Annotated in this window: 10 protein-coding genes and 4 pseudogenes; 6 read left to right on the top strand and 8 right to left on the bottom strand. The window is 45.3% G+C overall.

Translation table 11 applies throughout. From position 1 onward, the window contains the following. Window positions 1-26: 26 nt before the first annotated feature. A pseudogene (locus tag BZK42_RS23640) lies at window positions 27-203 on the bottom strand (IS110 family transposase); the annotation flags it as partial. A 483-nt stretch (window positions 204-686) separates the two neighbouring features. On the opposite strand from BZK42_RS23640, the pseudogene BZK42_RS28970 reads away from it, so the two are divergent. Further along, window positions 687-767, top strand: a pseudogene (locus tag BZK42_RS28970) (transposase domain-containing protein); the annotation flags it as partial. A 272-nt stretch (window positions 768-1,039) separates the two neighbouring features. Further along, entirely contained in the window at window positions 1,040-1,237 is a 198-nt protein-coding gene (locus tag BZK42_RS23635) for a hypothetical protein (protein WP_080860528.1), read from the top strand. Between the two features lie 745 nt (window positions 1,238-1,982). On the opposite strand, the pseudogene BZK42_RS29355 reads toward BZK42_RS23635, so the two are convergent. Both BZK42_RS29355 and BZK42_RS23625 read right to left on the bottom strand, forming a co-directional pair. Beyond that, window positions 1,983-2,166 (bottom strand): annotated as a pseudogene (locus BZK42_RS29355) (IS982 family transposase); the annotation flags it as partial. A gap of 9 nt (window positions 2,167-2,175) precedes the next feature. After that, window positions 2,176-2,894 (bottom strand): annotated as a pseudogene (locus tag BZK42_RS23625) (integrase core domain-containing protein); the annotation flags it as partial. 229 nt (window positions 2,895-3,123) lie between these two features. On the opposite strand from BZK42_RS23625, the gene BZK42_RS23620 reads away from it, so the two are divergent. The 3 genes from BZK42_RS23620 (at window position 3,124) to BZK42_RS23610 (ending at window position 6,355) form a co-directional block, all read left to right on the top strand. Beyond that, complete coding sequence (locus tag BZK42_RS23620; RefSeq protein WP_080860464.1) at window positions 3,124-3,750, top strand: LysE family translocator; 627 nt, start codon at window positions 3,124-3,126, stop codon at window positions 3,748-3,750. 234 nt (window positions 3,751-3,984) lie between these two features. After that, window positions 3,985-4,497, top strand: coding sequence for a GrpB family protein (locus BZK42_RS23615; protein ID WP_080860461.1), 513 nt, complete (start codon window positions 3,985-3,987; stop codon window positions 4,495-4,497). 238 nt (window positions 4,498-4,735) lie between these two features. Continuing rightward, window positions 4,736-6,355 (top strand): ISL3 family transposase, encoded by a 1,620-nt coding sequence (locus BZK42_RS23610; RefSeq protein ID WP_080860458.1) that lies wholly within the window; start codon window positions 4,736-4,738, stop codon window positions 6,353-6,355. 256 nt (window positions 6,356-6,611) lie between these two features. Here the strand turns inward: BZK42_RS23610 and BZK42_RS23605 are convergent, their stop codons facing one another. Next, window positions 6,612-7,130, bottom strand: coding sequence for a MarR family transcriptional regulator (locus BZK42_RS23605; RefSeq protein ID WP_080860456.1), 519 nt, complete (start codon window positions 7,128-7,130; stop codon window positions 6,612-6,614). Window positions 7,131-7,518: 388 nt separating this feature from the next. Here BZK42_RS23605 and BZK42_RS23600 point away from each other — a divergent pair, with 388 nt between their 5' ends. Beyond that, window positions 7,519-7,992, top strand: a complete 474-nt coding sequence (locus tag BZK42_RS23600) for a CaiF/GrlA family transcriptional regulator (RefSeq protein ID WP_080860454.1) — start codon at window positions 7,519-7,521, stop codon at window positions 7,990-7,992. A gap of 57 nt (window positions 7,993-8,049) precedes the next feature. On the opposite strand, the gene BZK42_RS23595 is transcribed toward BZK42_RS23600, so the two are convergent. From BZK42_RS23595 to BZK42_RS23580, 4 genes are all read right to left on the bottom strand, one after another. Continuing rightward, the gene (locus tag BZK42_RS23595; protein WP_080860526.1) at window positions 8,050-8,268 is read right to left on the bottom strand and encodes an HP1242/YdcH family protein; all 219 of its coding nucleotides are present in this window, start codon (window positions 8,266-8,268) and stop codon (window positions 8,050-8,052) included. Between the two features lie 73 nt (window positions 8,269-8,341). Continuing rightward, window positions 8,342-10,075 carry an ABC transporter ATP-binding protein gene (locus BZK42_RS23590; protein ID WP_158083381.1) on the bottom strand — a complete coding sequence of 578 codons (1,734 nt, stop codon included), beginning with the start codon at window positions 10,073-10,075 and terminating at the stop codon, window positions 8,342-8,344. Beyond that, a complete protein-coding gene (locus BZK42_RS23585; RefSeq protein WP_080860447.1) occupies window positions 10,059-11,846 on the bottom strand; it encodes an ABC transporter ATP-binding protein in 1,788 nt (595 codons plus the stop codon). The genes BZK42_RS23590 and BZK42_RS23585 overlap by 17 nt, the downstream gene beginning before the upstream one ends. Window positions 11,847-11,848: 2 nt before the next feature. After that, window positions 11,849-16,168: a non-ribosomal peptide synthetase gene (locus tag BZK42_RS23580; protein WP_080860445.1), complete on the bottom strand. Its 4,320-nt coding sequence runs from the start codon at window positions 16,166-16,168 to the stop codon at window positions 11,849-11,851. Between the last annotated feature and the right edge of the window lies 1 nt (window position 16,169).

The following is a 16,169-nucleotide window of genomic DNA, read 5'->3' as shown; positions in this document are numbered from 1 at the left end:
TTTAAAAAATTTATTGCTGTATAGACTTACGATGCAAACGTCTGTTGTCGCGCCGTAAGCGCCCAAGCTATTCTGGCAAGTTTGTTTGCCAGTGCGCAGGTCACAACAAAGTTGCTTTTTCTGCACAGTAATTCCCTGACCCAGTTCGCCAGTTTACCTTTCTGGTGTTCCAGTTTTTGTATGAACACTCTGTACAAAAAGACTGACAATACCTGCACAAAGCTTCACTATATATCGGGTAACAAACACCTGCATACTGTTAAAGAAAGGTTTTATTATTGTTAATTCATTTAATGTATGTCAGGACTGAAAGCGGAATAGATTTCTCAGACAACAGCCGGTACTTTTCCTCATTCTGTCTGCCAGATGCGGAAAAATGTGATTACCGTCACTACCAGACCAGTATTAAATACAGCCCTGCATAAAAAAAACCTGACGGAACGCCCGCCAGGTTTTTGTTTTTTCAGTAACGTTATGCGGCCAGACGCGGTAACTGCGTGACGGGCAGGTCGACTGCTGCAGGTTAGTCAAACTGCTCACGAACCCACTCAACCGCCTGCCCCACAACATCACCGTAGTCTTTCGCCGTCATGTTCACGCGGTGCGTATATTCAGTCACCACTGCCCCGGTAATGCGGTTAATCAGGCCGCATTACCTCTGGCTCCCGGGGTGCGCGCTTTCCCGGCAACACGACTCTCTGTTGTACGGACTGATCGGGACATGCCGGCTGAATGGTATAGATCCTGAGCGTTATCTATACCACATGTGAGCTGCCTACTTTTTTGTTGACATCTACTGTCTGCATACGCGAAAAACTCCTCAAGCACTTGGTCTACCAACTACAGAGCGCCATAAAGGTGCCGAAATATTCCATGTATATTAACCCGGGGGGAGGGGTTGAAAACGCCCCCCTCTTTTTTGCTCTTTGAATTTGTGCAGAAATATTAATCATGAAAGTTGTTATACACTCCCTCTATCTTATTCTCGCAATGATCGCATTCACTTTCCGGCGTGCAGATGTTGCCGTCAGGGCTGATTATGCTGAAGAAGATTCCATTTTTTAAGAAGCGGGGATACCTGGCAGAAATCCTGCCGTTCCTGATTTTATACTGGTTGATGGTTGTCGTTCAGATTATCTGTATTACGGTGCTACTGGTTGGTACATTTGATATGGTACTCAACAATATTGGCGAACCAGTTTCCGGTTCACTCGGCACCATAACCAGAAGCGAGTGATAACGGTTAACTTCCGCTGGCTTACTGCGTAGAAGATATCTAACAAAGAGCATCATAAGGTGTCGTTCAAATTCCTCTTTGACGTGGGGTGCTCATATCACCCTTCTTTTTTTTGGCGGAACCATGAATACGCGTTGGCTCATCATGCCTGGCGTTGGTGTTATTTGTGCGTTTATTATTATTCTTATCGCTGCCATTAATGAGTGCCTGTATAGGCACGACAGTTGATTACCGGCACGCCCCGTACAATCCACCCTCTTCCCATAAACAGCGTCAACCATCTGCCGATTTTATTTTTTTGTTGACTTCCACCCGCTGCAAGCACGAAAAAATAATTATTCCTATGTATAGCAGAGTGTCGAAAGGCACCATGCAGTTATCGTGACTACCTTTGGGGCTTACCGGCCCCTCTTTTTTTGTTTGTTCTCTACGGATGCTTTAAGTGATTTCTCCATATGGATTATGTTGTATCGCCCTTTTGCTGTTTTTTACCGTGATTGTTATACTGATAGATCGGCATTTTTGATGGGTTATCATAAATCGATGTCTTTATTTGCGGTTCGCCACTGATTCTGTCATAAGTGAATGGTGACGCCCGAATACACGACGCAACGTGTTCCAGGATTCAACTCACGTTGTCGGGCGTCACACCCTCCCTGTAATACCTGCACATCCTATCCGCTTGATCTGCACCTGCTGCATATGAAATAAAATTCTTGCATTAACCTGAGTTCGGGATAAGCGATCATGCTGTCAACACAGGGGCTGATGTACTTATCGACAGACTGGGCTTCTTGTCCATCAGGCAATAAGCCACCAGTCCTGATAATAAATTGACTATGAAGTTATTAATTGAGCGGTGCCAAATATGCTCATATCTGATACAGCTTTTTAAGCTCATCAAAAATGGTTTCAATAGCAGAACGCTGGATTGGCCCCTATATTTCCATACACTTTTTATCACTTAACCCATTACTGTTCGTCGCCGCAGATATTCCCATGGTGGACGATACCCCTGTGCACTGTGCGGATGCCATTCGTTGTAGTGTTCGAAGGCCTCCGCAAGGTTCTTTACCGCTGTTAACCCGTCGGGTTTCGGCATGATATTGTGTAGTCGCGCTTCATCGTTTTGACGAAGCTCTCTGCCATCCCGTTGCTTTCCGGGCTGCGTACTGCCGTATGTTTAGGCTCGAGTCCTACCATTCTGGCGAACCTACGCGTCTGAGGCTGAACCGTTATCCGTCAGCCACTCAGCAGGTGATGTCGGCAGACTGCTGCCGAAGCGGCGTTCCACAGCACCCAGCATCACGTTCTGAACCGTTTCGCTGTCATATCCACCGGTACTGGCCGCCCAGTGCAGGGCTTCACGATCGCAGCAGTCCAGCGCGAACGTTACCCGCATTTTTTCGCCATTATCACAGTTGAACTCGAAGCCGTCAGAGCACCACCGCTGGTTACTTTCACCGACGGCCACTTTCCCTGTATGCGCCCGTTTCGAGGGCGGTATTGCAGGTTTACGCTCAAGCAGCAGCGCATTCTGACGCATGATGCGGTATACGCGTTTGGCGTTGATAACGGTCATGTCGTCAGTTTCTGATTGTCTGCGCAGCAGTGGCCACACCCGACGATAACCATACGTTGGCAGATCGCCGATAACTCACTGAATCGTCTGCCCGTTTCTTCAACTAAACGTGTGTATGGACAAGGATGTCTGCTTTTCGCTCGTAGCAGACCTTGCTGACCAAAAGTCGTTAAAATTTTTAGCAGGATTTTAAGCGTATGCAGAGCATTTATTTTTCACATGCAGCAGTTAACCCTAACCCTCAAAATCATTATTCGCCGGCTTCTGTTACTGATATATTGTAAGTCTTGGCGAGGATTATTTTATGTCGTTAACAGCCCTTATGGCTTTTGCCCTGATTATGTCCGCCGGTATCGTCACCCCCGGTCCGACCGTTCTGCTTGCTTTAAATAATGCTGCCCGCTTTGGTATCAGACAGGCGGCATGGGGGATTATTGGCGCAGCAACAGCAGATATCCTTTTGGTAGCGCTGGTCGGTTTAGGGCTTGGCGTTGTTCTGGCTGCTTCAGAAACGCTTTTTGTCACTCTGAAATGGGTCGGTGCTATATGGCTTGCTTATATCGGCTTACGGATGTTGCTATCTTCGAACACGTCTTTGCCTGGGGGAATGGAGGAAACGGCCCCAGCGCGTCGTTCGCTTTTTTTCAAAAGCTTCTTTGTTGCCATGAGCAATCCTAAATATTATATATTCATGACCGCATTGCTCCCTCAGTTCGTCAGTACGGCGCAACCAGCTTTGCCGCAGTATGCCAGCCTTGCGGCAGTAATAGTTTTAATTGATGTGACGGTGATGCTGGGCTATGCGGTTTTGGGTAAAAAATCCGTCAGTCTCTGGAAAGCCAGCGGTATTAAATGGATGAACCGTATCAGCGGATCGCTTCTGTTAATCCTCGCTGGTTCGGTTGCTTTGTATCGTAAAAGCAGCACGTAACTTTCCTTCCGAATGAAAGCCGCCATCAGACGGCTTTTTTTGTCCTTTGTCCGCTTATCGCATCATAGATGCCCTTTGGTATTGTCGTGGGTAGCCCTGTGCCAGGAGCGAACGTTCATTGGTTCTAGAAATGCTCTCATGTCGTGGCCAATTTTTGTCGGCCACTTCAGGATGTGTAAACCTCGCTACCCAGATATTATGGTTAATATCACAGTGGAAAGGAGGGGCGTATCTATGCGGACATTAATAGTGGTGCCATACGATAAGCAATGGCCGCTGATGTTCGACTCTGAAAGTTTGCTGATACAGGCGTTGCTTGGTGAGGTAGTTAAAGGCGTTCACCATATTGGTAGTACATCCGTGCCAGGTCTGGCAGCAAAACCAGTTATCGACATACTGCTGGAAGTTGCCGGGGTAAACGAATTAGACAAATATCATTCTGCAATGACACGAGCCGGATATATTGCGCGTGGTGAGAACGGAATTCGCGGGCGCCGATATTTTATTAAAGGTGGTGATAAGCGTAGTCATCAGGTGCATACATTCGCAGCGGGTGATATGCAAGTCGTAAAACATCTGGCTTTCCGTGATTATCTGATAAAAAACAGGGAGGAAGCAGAGCGATATGCCGAGATAAAGCGTGCAGCTGCGTTAGCAAGTCAGAATGATGCTCAACGCTACAGTGAATTAAAGGCGGGCTTTATTGAGCACCATCTGCATCTGGCACTCGTTGGTTTTGAAGGATAGATAGACTTCGTCACCCAAGTATTATGGTGAATACAGCGACAGGGGTGTTCAGGCACTTTTGGACCATTGCTCGCTTCGAAGTCCTCTATGTGCCAAAAGCGAACATTGCTGACATAACTGTGAGATAACCATCTGCGGGCAGGTTAAGGTGTACTACGTGGTGAGGGTCTTCCGCAACTTGGGTGGAAGAAAATCAATGAAACTTTTTAGTTAACAAAGATCTAAGCTGTTTTAAGTTATGGATGACGAGATGACCTCACTTAAAACACTTTTGCAGCTACCTTGTGGATGGCAATCCAGCCGACAAATTACTGGCTCTGATGGGATCTCCCTCCATCTCCGTGCCACGCGTAAAACAGCGCAATGCCCTGAATGTCTAAAACGCAGCCGCTCTGTTCATAGTTGTCGTCGACGACGGATACAACACCTCCCATGCTCCGGCCGGACACTCTGGTTAATCTTTGCTGTCCGGCACTGGTACTGCCGTAACCCGTCCTGTTCACGCAAAATCTTTGCGGAATCGCTGGCTCCTTTTGCAGGTCCACAGCAGCAGTCTTCAGCGTTACTTCAAAATCTACAGCATCAACTGGGACTCATTGCCGGCGGAGAGGCTGGAAGACGAGCTGCGGTAGCCTCAGGAATACAGGTCAGCCCGGATACGTTGCTGCGTAGGGTCGTTCAGGCTCCAGAGCAGACGGAGAACAGGACCCGGCATGTCGGTATCGACGAGTGGGCATGGCATCGGGGCCACAGGTACGGCACGCTGATTGTTAACCTCGATACGCATCGCCCTCTGGTACTACTGCCTGGTCGGGAGCAGCGCACTCTGACTGCATGGTTTAAAAAATACCCGGAGATACAGGTCGTTTCACGCGATCGAGGAGGTATTTACTCCATGGCTGCCCGGGAAGGAGCACCTCAGGCCAGACAGGTGGCCGATAGATGGCACCTGTTAAAAAATATTGGCGATGCGCTTGAACGAATGATGTACAGACATATGCCTCTGATACGGCTGGTTGCCAGTGAGTTGTCACCAAAGAAATCACCTGAGCCAGAACCCTCTGTGCCGACACCAACTCTCCGTCGTCCGGAACGACTTAAACAGCAGACCCGAAATAAACGACATCAGCGCTGGACAGAGGTTATGGCCCTGCATAATAAGGGGTGTGGGTTCAGGGAAATATCCCGCATCACTGGCTTATCACGCGTAACAGTCAGTCGCTGGGTGCAGTCAGGGGCATTCCCTGAAATATCGACCCGGCCTCCAAAGCGAGGCCTTCTTGACCCATGGCGAAAGTGGATGGAAGAGCAACGTGAAAGTGGTAATTATAATGCCAGCCAGATATGGCGGGAAATGGTGATGAAGGGGTTTACAGGCAGTGAAACCATCGTCAGGGATGCCGTTGCCAGATGGCGTAAAGGCTGGCTCCCACCGGTTACTGCCACCACCCGACTTCCTTCCGCTTCCCGTGTAAGCCGCTGGCTGATGCCCTGGCGAATAATCAGGGGTGAAGAAAATTATGCCTCCCGCTTCATCGGTCTGATGTGTGAAAAAGAGCCGCAGCTGAAAATAGCACAGCAACTGGCGCTGGAGTTCTACATGATCCTGAAAACCAAAAATAAATCCCAGCTAAGCAGTTGGTTAACCCGTGTTCGAGAAAGCGGTTCAACAGAACTGCAGCGTGTCGCTACGGGGATGGAAGCCGATGCAGCTGCTATATGTGAAGCCATCACCAGCAGATGGAGTAATGGTGTTGTCGAGGGTCATGTAAATCGCCTGAAGATGTTGAAACGCCAGATGTATGGTCGGGCAGGATTCGAGCTACTGAGACGACGTGTGATGAGCCCTCTGGCTTAAAGAATTCCACCCAAGTTGCGGAAGACCCTGGGAACAATACGCGCACGCCTCCAGCGTAAATTGTATTCCCGGAAATGAAATTTTATTGTTGGCAAAGAAGCCACTTCAGGGGCTGAAGCCGGGCCCGTTTTATCAACGTGCGAGGAGTGAATACGACATAACAGGTCATACCGATGTTCGCTATCGGGGGAAAGGACAAACCCCGACGTAAATTAACTTTAATCACAGGTCACTGGTACGCATATTTGCTATTCTGTCATGCCCTGTGACGTCTGTCGTCCCCGGACATTATCCGCTCAGCGAAAGAAACGTTTTTCCCCTTATAATGCGTACCGTCCAGAAGCCAGATATCATGCGGCCCCTGTCCGCCAGTCAGCGATTCTGTGCAGGTACGGTGAGCATCCACCAGTTCAGCCTGAACGAAGAGCCTCACGCCTTCTTCCGTTTCAAACTCAATGAATCTCACCCGGTGGTACTGCGGCCGGGTTTTCCGGTCAGAGGCATACAGAATATAACTGACGACACCGTGTGTCAGTCCCGTCAGTCTGCTGATTTCCCGGACGGAAATATCGCCCTGTGACGCATACAGTTCGCGTACCGCTTCCACCTGTTCGTGGGTATATCCGGGTACCCGAAGGCTCAGTTCAAGCCTGACCGCCATGTTGCGTACCGCTGTAATATTTGTACCCAAAGCGTCCGCAATTTCCCGGGCTTTCAGTTTCCCGGCATTCTCCCGCAGGTAATTAATCCGCTCTTCCGTCCAGGAAAAAGCCATCGGTATTTCCCTCTCAAATAAACATAATAATAATGGTTAAGTTATGCTTAACACCTGCTGGCGGTAATGTTCAAATGATTACGTAAATTAAATAAAGCAACCGCGAGTTAAATATCAAATACGCAATCATTCAATACTCAATTTAATAAACAAACACTAAACAAGATGATGATTCGCTCATCATAAACGCCGTATTTTACTTTTTTACGGAACTTCTCAGTTAAAATCATTAACAGATGCCCGACAAACTATAACAGGCATCCCTTATGACAAATCATTATGCCTTTGTATATTTTTCTTATTAGTAATAAAAGGATGAATTTATATCGCTCATTATTATAAATAAAAGCATGTGAGTTTTATTTCTACTTGTTCAGGAATAAACATTATGGAAACCACACCGCAAAATTACGTACCGGAACTGGCCTGTGGCAGGAAAAAAACCGCCCAGAGTAACCATGACACGTTCGTTATCCCCCCTTCGTTACAGCAGTATGCTGACGAACCACTCTACATTCTGATTGCCCTGTGGGCGCAGCAACAGAACGACTGGGTCAGTCGTACAGACATTTCCGAAACCTTTGGTATCAATGACCGGCGCGCGTCCTTCCAGGTCTCCTATATCTCCCGGCGGAACCAGCGCGTCACCTGCGAAGTTCGTGCTGTCCGTAACGAAGGTTCATCAGCCCCCCACAATCAAATCAGGGTGACCGCCGTGGTACTGACCCGGGACACGGAAAAAGCTGTACCGGTTGCACCAAAAAACAGACCGCTGAAACACAGTCATGTTGGCAATGCCTCACCGGAACTGCGCAGCCTGTTTCACTCCCTGATGGGTTCGCGAAGAACCTGTGGTAACTGACCCCTTTATACGGCCCCGGAGACGGGGTCGTATGTATCATTATGGGAGGCTGTTGTCTTACTCTCCCGGCGTGTAAGAGCGAAGAATACGATGCATTTCATCCTTCAGGTGTAATTTTTCCCGTTTCATTTTCATCAGACGGATACTGTCAGGCGCTGGGCGAGCCTCTTCCCTGGATATTTCGTGATCCAGTTCATTATGTCGCTGAAACAGCACCGTAAAATGAGCATCCTCATTCTTAAGTCGCGAAATAAGTTCTCTGTACTCTGGAAACAATTTTAACCTCCGATCATTTGTCATTAATACGACTGAATATGCCATTCACTTTCAGCTCATACTAGTTCACTTATTATCTTGTCATTTTCTGACTATCCCACATACGCGCATACCGGCTTTTTTCCTGGATAAGCAATTCCTGGTGTGTACCCTGTTGTAAGATACGTCCATTTTCCATCACCACAATCTGATCAGCTCCAGCTATCGTCGATAAGCGATGTGCCACAACAATAACTGTTTTATTGTATACCAAAGCATCAATTGCTTTCTGAACAGCATACTCAGATTCGGAATCCAGTGCCGATGTAGGTTCATCAAGAATGATGACCGGAGCATCTTTCAAAATAGCTCGTGCAATTGAAATTCTTTGACGCTCACCACCTGATAATGCACAGCCACTTTCACCAACTATTGTGTCGTATCCAAGAGGGAATTTCATTATCGTTTCATGAATATTAGCTTGTCGGGCAGCCTTTTCTATCTCATTCTGAGTTGCGTCTGGCTTTCCGATGGCTATATTTTCTTTAATGCTGGTATCAAATAGCCATACTTCCTGATAGACAACCGAAATATAACGCATTAGTTCTTCGGGTGAAAAATTCCTTAAGTTATATCCTCCGAATTGAATAATTCCCTCCTGGGGGTCAGCAAATCGGGTTAGTAGTCGCGTTACCGTACTTTTCCCTGAACCTGATGCACCTACTAACGCAGTCATTGTACCACTACGTAACATCAAGTCTATATTTCTTAATGTAAACTCTGATCCGCCATGATAACAAAAACTCACATTATCCAGTTGAATATCAAAATGATTTACGACTTTTTTTTCTGAATTAGATACTATCGGCATAGGGGGTTCAGCTAACAGATCTCGAATTCGCTCCAGGGAAGTGTCTGCCATCTCAAATAATTTGCTCATAGTCGCAATAACCCCCAGTGGCTCACTTAAAAATACTGCCATTACAACAATTGAAGCCAGTGTGGTCGATGATAATTGTGCATGAACCACCAGACTCGTACCAAGAGCTACAGTCAATACTAGAGCCAGTTGAACAATAAGTTGTCCGCCAGCAATCCATAATACTGATGATTTTCGGGTATGGCTTTGATATTGATGTTGATTCCTGAATGCCTGCTCAAGCCGCTGAGCAGCAGCCCCTGCCTGCCCAACAGATTTAAAAACAGCAAGCCCCTGAACGTATTCAATGAGATATGCTGCACTACGGGCATCTGCAGCATCAACATCACTATACCCTGAACGAGTATCCTTCTGTACTTTTCTTACTAAAGGTATTGTGGCAATACATGCAACAAATAAAACCAATCCCGTTTTCCAGTCCGTAATAAGAATAACACCCACCAGAACCACTGGTACAATAATTAACTGTACAAAGATAACAGACAGTGAAGATATTGCTGATGCAGCCATCATTACATTAGCCCCTATGGTTTCAGCAATATCACCCGCTTCACGGCGTCTTAACATCTGAAGCGGCATCGCATAAAGTATATTTCCAAGGGCCATTCGACGTGCTTCAATAACTTTATGCCAATAACGATAGGTAAACTTTTGTTCATTAATTCTCAACCATGCTTCTAGAACAATCGTAGTAATCATAACCAGCAACCAAAAAACTATCTGGCTGATATTAAGTTTGTTTCTGGATAACTCATGAAGAAGTGGCAACCAGATCGTACAAGCAAGAGCCTGTAATACAGACGCAAATGCCGCATAAATGAGAGTCTTACGGAATTGAGGCGCGTAGTCACCAGCAACCAACATCATAAGATTAAACAGCCTTTTCATTATCACCCTCCTGTCGATTACGAACCCCCCAACGGCATGCCTGATTATAGTGATCCCACAGACGAGTATAGTGTCCATCTGACATTAATAAATTTTCATGTGTTCCTTGCTCAACAACCTGACCATTCTCCATCACAAAAATCTTATCTGCCCCAGTGATAGTCGCCAGCCTGTGAGCTATAACTATTACCGTCCGGCCTTTTATTAATCTTGCCAATCCCTGATGAATTTCCGCCTCTCCTTCGGGATCGGTAAATGCAGTGGCTTCATCAAGTATTACAATTGGTGCACTCGAGAGAATTGCTCTGGCAATGGTAACTCGCTGACGTTGCCCCCCTGACAAGCGACATCCCAGTTCTCCAACCTCTGTCTGATAGCCATTACTGAGTTCATTGATAATAAATTCATGCGCATTTGCCATTTTAGCAGCCGCCTGAACTTCCTCATCACTGGCATGCTCGTTACCAAGACGAATATTATCCAGAACACTGCCAGAAAACAGAAATGGTTCCTGAAATACAATGCTAACTAGCTGTAATAGCTTTCTGCTGTCCATATTTCGCACATCTGTTCCACCAATACGTACGGTTCCACTACTGACGTCATAAAATCGGGGAATCATTCTTATTAAAGTTGTTTTACCAGAACCTGAGGCTCCTACAAGTGCACAGGTTTCCCCCTCTTTGATCGTTAAATTGATATTTTTAAGCGCAGGCTGGCGATTATCATCGTATCGAAATGTTACGTCTTCAAACTGAATGTCATAACGCTCAGGATATTCCGCCAATTCAGGCTCAGATAACGGAGCTATCGTTAAAATATCATAAATTCGGTGCGCTCCTGCCTTGGCATCATTGAGCATATTTGAAAGATACATCAAGGGCATAACAGCCTGAACAGGCAAAGTGCCAACCATTAAAGCTATTACCAGCTCACCAACAGTAATTTCACCGAACCAAAGCAAAGGAACAGAAAAAAGCGCCAGTATCATTAGTGTTGGTAATGGTGCAATCAGAATCCTGTTTGCAATCCCCGAACGTCTGGATACTTCAAGCCACTCAGATACTGCCGTACTGAATGCCTCGACTTTTCTGCTGAAACGACTGAATGCAACCCGACCTGAATCAAACGTACGAACAACCGGCATGCCCTGAACAAACTCAATTACAGCAGCATTAACTTCTTCGCTGGCCCGGTTATACTGCGCCCGTAATCTGATATGATCACGGGTCATAAGCATCATACATACTGCGACGATGGGGAACATCAGAATGACAATCAGCAGAAGTTTCCACTGTACCCACGCCAGTAGTACAACAGCAGCCAGGGGTTGACCTATCCCTAATCCCACAAACGGAGTGGCATCAGCAACAGCAGCATGTAGCCCCTTAACATCATCCTGAATAATTTTTTTTATTCCACCACTCCCGATTTGCTGGACCTTCCCCAGTGGGAGCGTAGCCAGTACAGCAACTAACTGGCGACGTAGTACCACCTCCAGTTGGAATGATGCTTCATGTGTCATCCCCTCAGCAATACTACGGAATAAATATCCACCTGTAAGACCCAGGAAAGCTCCTGTGAGCCAGGGAATCAACTCCCCGGAGCTAACGATATTTTTAAGCACTAAGCTTACTACTATCCCGCAACATCCCATTCCCACTACAGTTATAATACCGCCTAATCCACTCATCAACATACCAGCTAACAGACGATATTTAACCCCCGGAGATAATTGTACCAGACGGGCGATAACTTCAAATCCGCGCATAATTATCTTCCTTTAGTAATTTTTTCTTCCAAAAAAGTTGCGACACCGGACACATTACCGTCTTCAATACAGGAAAAATGGTTACCTTTAATTGGTATAATCTCCAGTTCTCCCAGACAAATATCACGCCAGTAATCAAGAGTGCTTTCATCCATATGTGGTGCAAACCCTGATGATTCTTCCGGTAGTAAAAAACAAATATTGCCAACATAGGGCGCAGGATAATAATTTGCAGCAAAAAAGCTTTGACGAAATACGTTGAACATATTAAGAGCCATCTCAAAAGGTAATTCCTGTCCTGTTTCACGCTTTACGGCTTCAATATATTTTTCGAAACGTTGTTCTCGTGTATAACTCCCCATTAAAGAAAATAGTGCATGTACCGCGCCTTCAGTTTGCTGTAAAGCACCTGCCGGAAGCTTTCCATTGTTTTTACTGAAAATATTCACAAGAACATCAATTACATTATCTATATGCAAATCACTAAACCCAGTCTGTTGCAGATTAATATGCAAATTCGGTATGAAGAGTAGTTCAATTAACATATCATCTTCAACTTCAATTAGAATTGGATGGCTGCTAATGAGAACTAAATCACTCACATCAACACCCTGCTCAGTTAATCTGCGGGCAACTTCTATTGCATAAAGCCCCCCAAGACAGTAACCAATAAGCTGAATGTGAGTACATCCTTGTGAAATAATATGTTTAGTGTATTCTTCCGCCAGTGTATCGATTACCTGTTTTGAAGGTAATGCGCAATAACGCTCTCCATCTTTAATGGTAATTCCAACTACTCGCCCCTTTTGTTGATTATCCAGTTCCCTGATAAGTGGACGGAAACAATCCATTGTTCCTAAGCCCGCGTGAAAAATGACTCTCAAAATTCCTGTATCACCTCCCCCATAACGAGTCAACACACCAAAATCAAATTGCATTCCATTTTCTATAATTTGTTTTTCTTCCTTTACCTTATCTAAATTAAAGTTACCATCTGGAACAGAGCCCCTGATAAAGTCGACTAATTCTCCAACTTGAGGATAATTCAGCATATAACGTACTAATACGTCAAATGAAATAGATGAAGCGCTTTCTATTTCTTTACGTATACGTCCTGCCATACTGGCTATCACTAGCGAATCAGCGCCCAAATCATGGAGGTTATCACTCATATTCAGCTCAGTAATGTCCAGCGCATCTTGCCACATCTCCTTAATTTTTTTATGAAGAGCATCCTGTACTTCATGGTAAACAATATTATCAGATGGGGTCTCACACTCCCAGTTCGTAAGAGCTTTACGATCGATTTTTCCATTGGAGGTTAATGGCAAATGATCCGTCAGTAAGATATAAGACGGTACCATATATCCAGGTAAACGTTCGGATAAATAAACACGTAGTTCAGATAAATCAATGTTATTTCCCTGGACCACTGCCAACAATTTATTGCCCCCCGATTTATTGCTCAGTACAACACCTGCAGCTTTGACCCCAGGAAAACCTGTTAATGTATTCTCAATTTCACCGGGTTCAATACGATACCCCCTTATTTTTATTTGATTGTCAACACGTCCAAGAAACTCAATTTCACCGTGGGGTAGATATCGTCCTGCATCACCTGTACGGTACAGACGTTCAGCACTTTCTGGGTGTGATATAAAATGCTGTTGTGTCTTATCGGCATCCCCCAGATAAGCCGATGCAAGTCCAGCCCCTCCAATATACAGTTCTCCGCGCGCCCAGACAGGGCACATCATCATATGCTGGTCCAGAACATAGAAACGCTGATTGTTTAATGGTTTTCCATAAGGAATGGATTCAGTGTACAGAACCTTTCCATGATAATCGTGGCAAATAGACCAGATAGCGGCTTCCGTAGCTCCACCAAGAACTGCAAGTTGTATTTCCGGCCAGCGTTCACACACAGCATCAGGCAAACCAGAAGGAACCCAATCCCCCGATAAGAGAGCCAGTCGAAGGGAAGAGAGACTGCCAGAAAAATCCATCTTGAGATATTCTTCCAGCATCTGCATTTGAGCTGGCACACTGTTCCAGATGGTGACATGATGTTGTTTTATCAGAGTGGCCCAATGTGAAGGATCTCGTTGTCTTTCCGGCTCGGGATAAACAATTTTTCCGCCAGCCGACAATAGCCCAAAAATATCATAGACTGACAAATCAAAACCTAATTGAGCCAGCCCCAAAATAGTATCACCTGCCGACACACTATAACGTTTATTAATATCCAGAACAGTATTTAATGCAGCTTTGTGACTAATGACTACCCCTTTGGGTAACCCGGTAGATCCGGATGTATAAATCACATATGCAGCGCTCTCAGGTTCAGAAAATGATATATTTTTCATCCGCCCAGCTGTTTCCAGCAATGCGGATGATATTTCCACTACATCATCCGGTAAGTCAGTATTTTCTCTATCTGTTAGCATCAAGCGGATTTTAGCATCATCAAGGATCACATTTCGTCTTTCATTGGGTTGTGACCAATCGACTGGTACATACACACCGCCACAAAACATAACACCTAATACAGCAGCCACCTGCGTACTGCCTTTATACATCCGTATAGCAACTCTCTCTCCCTGCTGACAGTCGCGTTCAAGTAATAACCAGGCAAACTTTCTGGCCATATCAAATAATTCGCTGTAACTCATAGCTCCTGCGGAATCAATAATAGCAACCGCATCCGGTTCCCTAAGTACCTCATCAATAAACCTGCTATATAACCCTCCTTCTGGTAACGTCGCTAATGTATTGTTCATCTGCCGAACCATCTGTTGCTGCCAGTCCGGAAGATTAATTTTTGCAGGTTGTTGCCATCTATTTTCATTGGTTGCCAGGGATGTCAATAACTCCTGAAACGCAGCCATCATGTCATCAATCATTCCATCAGGAAAAACACCATCCCTGACATCCCAGTTAATATGCAGACCATTACTGTCATCCATAGCCTGACAGTCAATAAACACCTGAGGTGTTTGGGTAATACCTCGTCCGGAGATTATACCGCGCAATGGCGCATCACGATTTCCCAGACCTATGGCACTCGTAAAAACGATGGGCATTAATATAGCATTGCCACCCCGTAATCTGTTCAGATCACGTAAAACTTCCACACCAGAATAGAAACGATGGTCCAGGTCATCGAATAACTGTCGACTTAACGACATCGCATGTTCCCTGAAATTCTCTATTACTGACCAGTTTAGAGACAACAAACTTACAGATGTGAAATCCCCCACGATCTGTTCTATTTGCGGATGCAACGGAAATCGATTGAGTACTGTCAGGTTCAGAGTAAAAATCTTTTCGGAACTCCAGCGAGCCAGTACAGCAGCATACGCTGTCATAACTGCAACAGTAGGTGTCAGTCCAGCTTTCGCTGAATGGTATTTAAATTTAGACCAGTCATCTGATCCCAACCGGGCCACATGTCGAGTAAAATGAACTGTTTGTGCCTGAACAGGTCGTAAAGGCAACTGAGGCGCTGGTGCAATCTGCTCCAGTCGTTCCTGCCAGTATTGTCTATCCCTCAGCCATTCTGCCCCTTCACGCAACCGCCTGACAGCAAACATATAATCCCTAAAACTCAATGTTAACTCAGGCGGGTTCAGTGTATTATCATGATTAAAATACAACATCTCAAATTCAGCCAACAAAAGACGCACACTAGCCCAGTCTGCAATTAAAAAATCAAGCGATAAATGCAGCACTGTACTGTCTGGTCCCTGAGTTAATGCCACATCAAATAATGGCCATACATCTGGCTCATATATTTTATGACCCAATTTTTGTTCATATTCATTTCGTAGAAATTCAAAAGAACTACTATTAATTCCTTTTTTACATTCAATAACCAAATCAGGAACCACGTCTATAATCCTTTGACTCCCCCTCATATCAAATACTGCGCGTAGCATTTCATGTCTTATAACCAGTTTATTCCAGACATCTTTCACACGCGACTCATCCAATCTGGAATAATCAATTTCCAGATATAAATGACAACCTACCCCACCATATCCAAACGCCTCATTACGCCCAAGCAAATAAGCAAACTGCACGTCAGATAATGGGAAGGACTCATATCGATTAGATTCATCCGTTATCCATTGGTGCCTTTTTTCTTCTTTAACTAACCACTCGATAATAACTTCTTTTAACTCTTTTAATTGCCCAATAATTTCTGGCGTCATCACCCCTTTTGGGGCACGGTAATGGAGTTCCCCCTGTTCATGCCATATATGACATCCTAACGCATTCAGTCTGTCCAAAAATTTTTTAACGGATTCTAATTCTTGCATA

Source organism: Citrobacter braakii (assembly GCF_002075345.1).
In the GTDB taxonomy this organism is placed as follows: domain Bacteria; phylum Pseudomonadota; class Gammaproteobacteria; order Enterobacterales; family Enterobacteriaceae; genus Citrobacter; species Citrobacter braakii.
The sequence above is the reverse complement of the archived record's forward strand: the minus strand, read 5'-3'. Positions and strand labels throughout refer to the sequence as shown.

Excerpts from the sequence above, each read along its gene's own strand:
- BZK42_RS23635 (WP_080860528.1), top strand. The coding sequence starts at position 1,040 with ATGCTGAAGAAGATTCCATTTTTTAAGAAGCGGGGATACCTGGCAGAA.
- BZK42_RS23620 (WP_080860464.1), top strand. The coding sequence starts at position 3,124 with ATGTCGTTAACAGCCCTTATGGCTTTTGCCCTGATTATGTCCGCCGGT.
- BZK42_RS23615 (WP_080860461.1), top strand. The coding sequence starts at position 3,985 with ATGCGGACATTAATAGTGGTGCCATACGATAAGCAATGGCCGCTGATG.
- BZK42_RS23610 (WP_080860458.1), top strand. The coding sequence starts at position 4,736 with ATGGATGACGAGATGACCTCACTTAAAACACTTTTGCAGCTACCTTGT.
- BZK42_RS23605 (WP_080860456.1), bottom strand. The coding sequence starts at position 7,130 with ATGGCTTTTTCCTGGACGGAAGAGCGGATTAATTACCTGCGGGAGAAT.
- BZK42_RS23600 (WP_080860454.1), top strand. The coding sequence starts at position 7,519 with ATGGAAACCACACCGCAAAATTACGTACCGGAACTGGCCTGTGGCAGG.
- BZK42_RS23590 (WP_158083381.1), bottom strand. The coding sequence starts at position 10,075 with ATGAAAAGGCTGTTTAATCTTATGATGTTGGTTGCTGGTGACTACGCG.
- BZK42_RS23585 (WP_080860447.1), bottom strand. The coding sequence starts at position 11,846 with ATGCGCGGATTTGAAGTTATCGCCCGTCTGGTACAATTATCTCCGGGG.
- BZK42_RS23580 (WP_080860445.1), bottom strand. The coding sequence starts at position 16,168 with ATGCAAGAATTAGAATCCGTTAAAAAATTTTTGGACAGACTGAATGCG.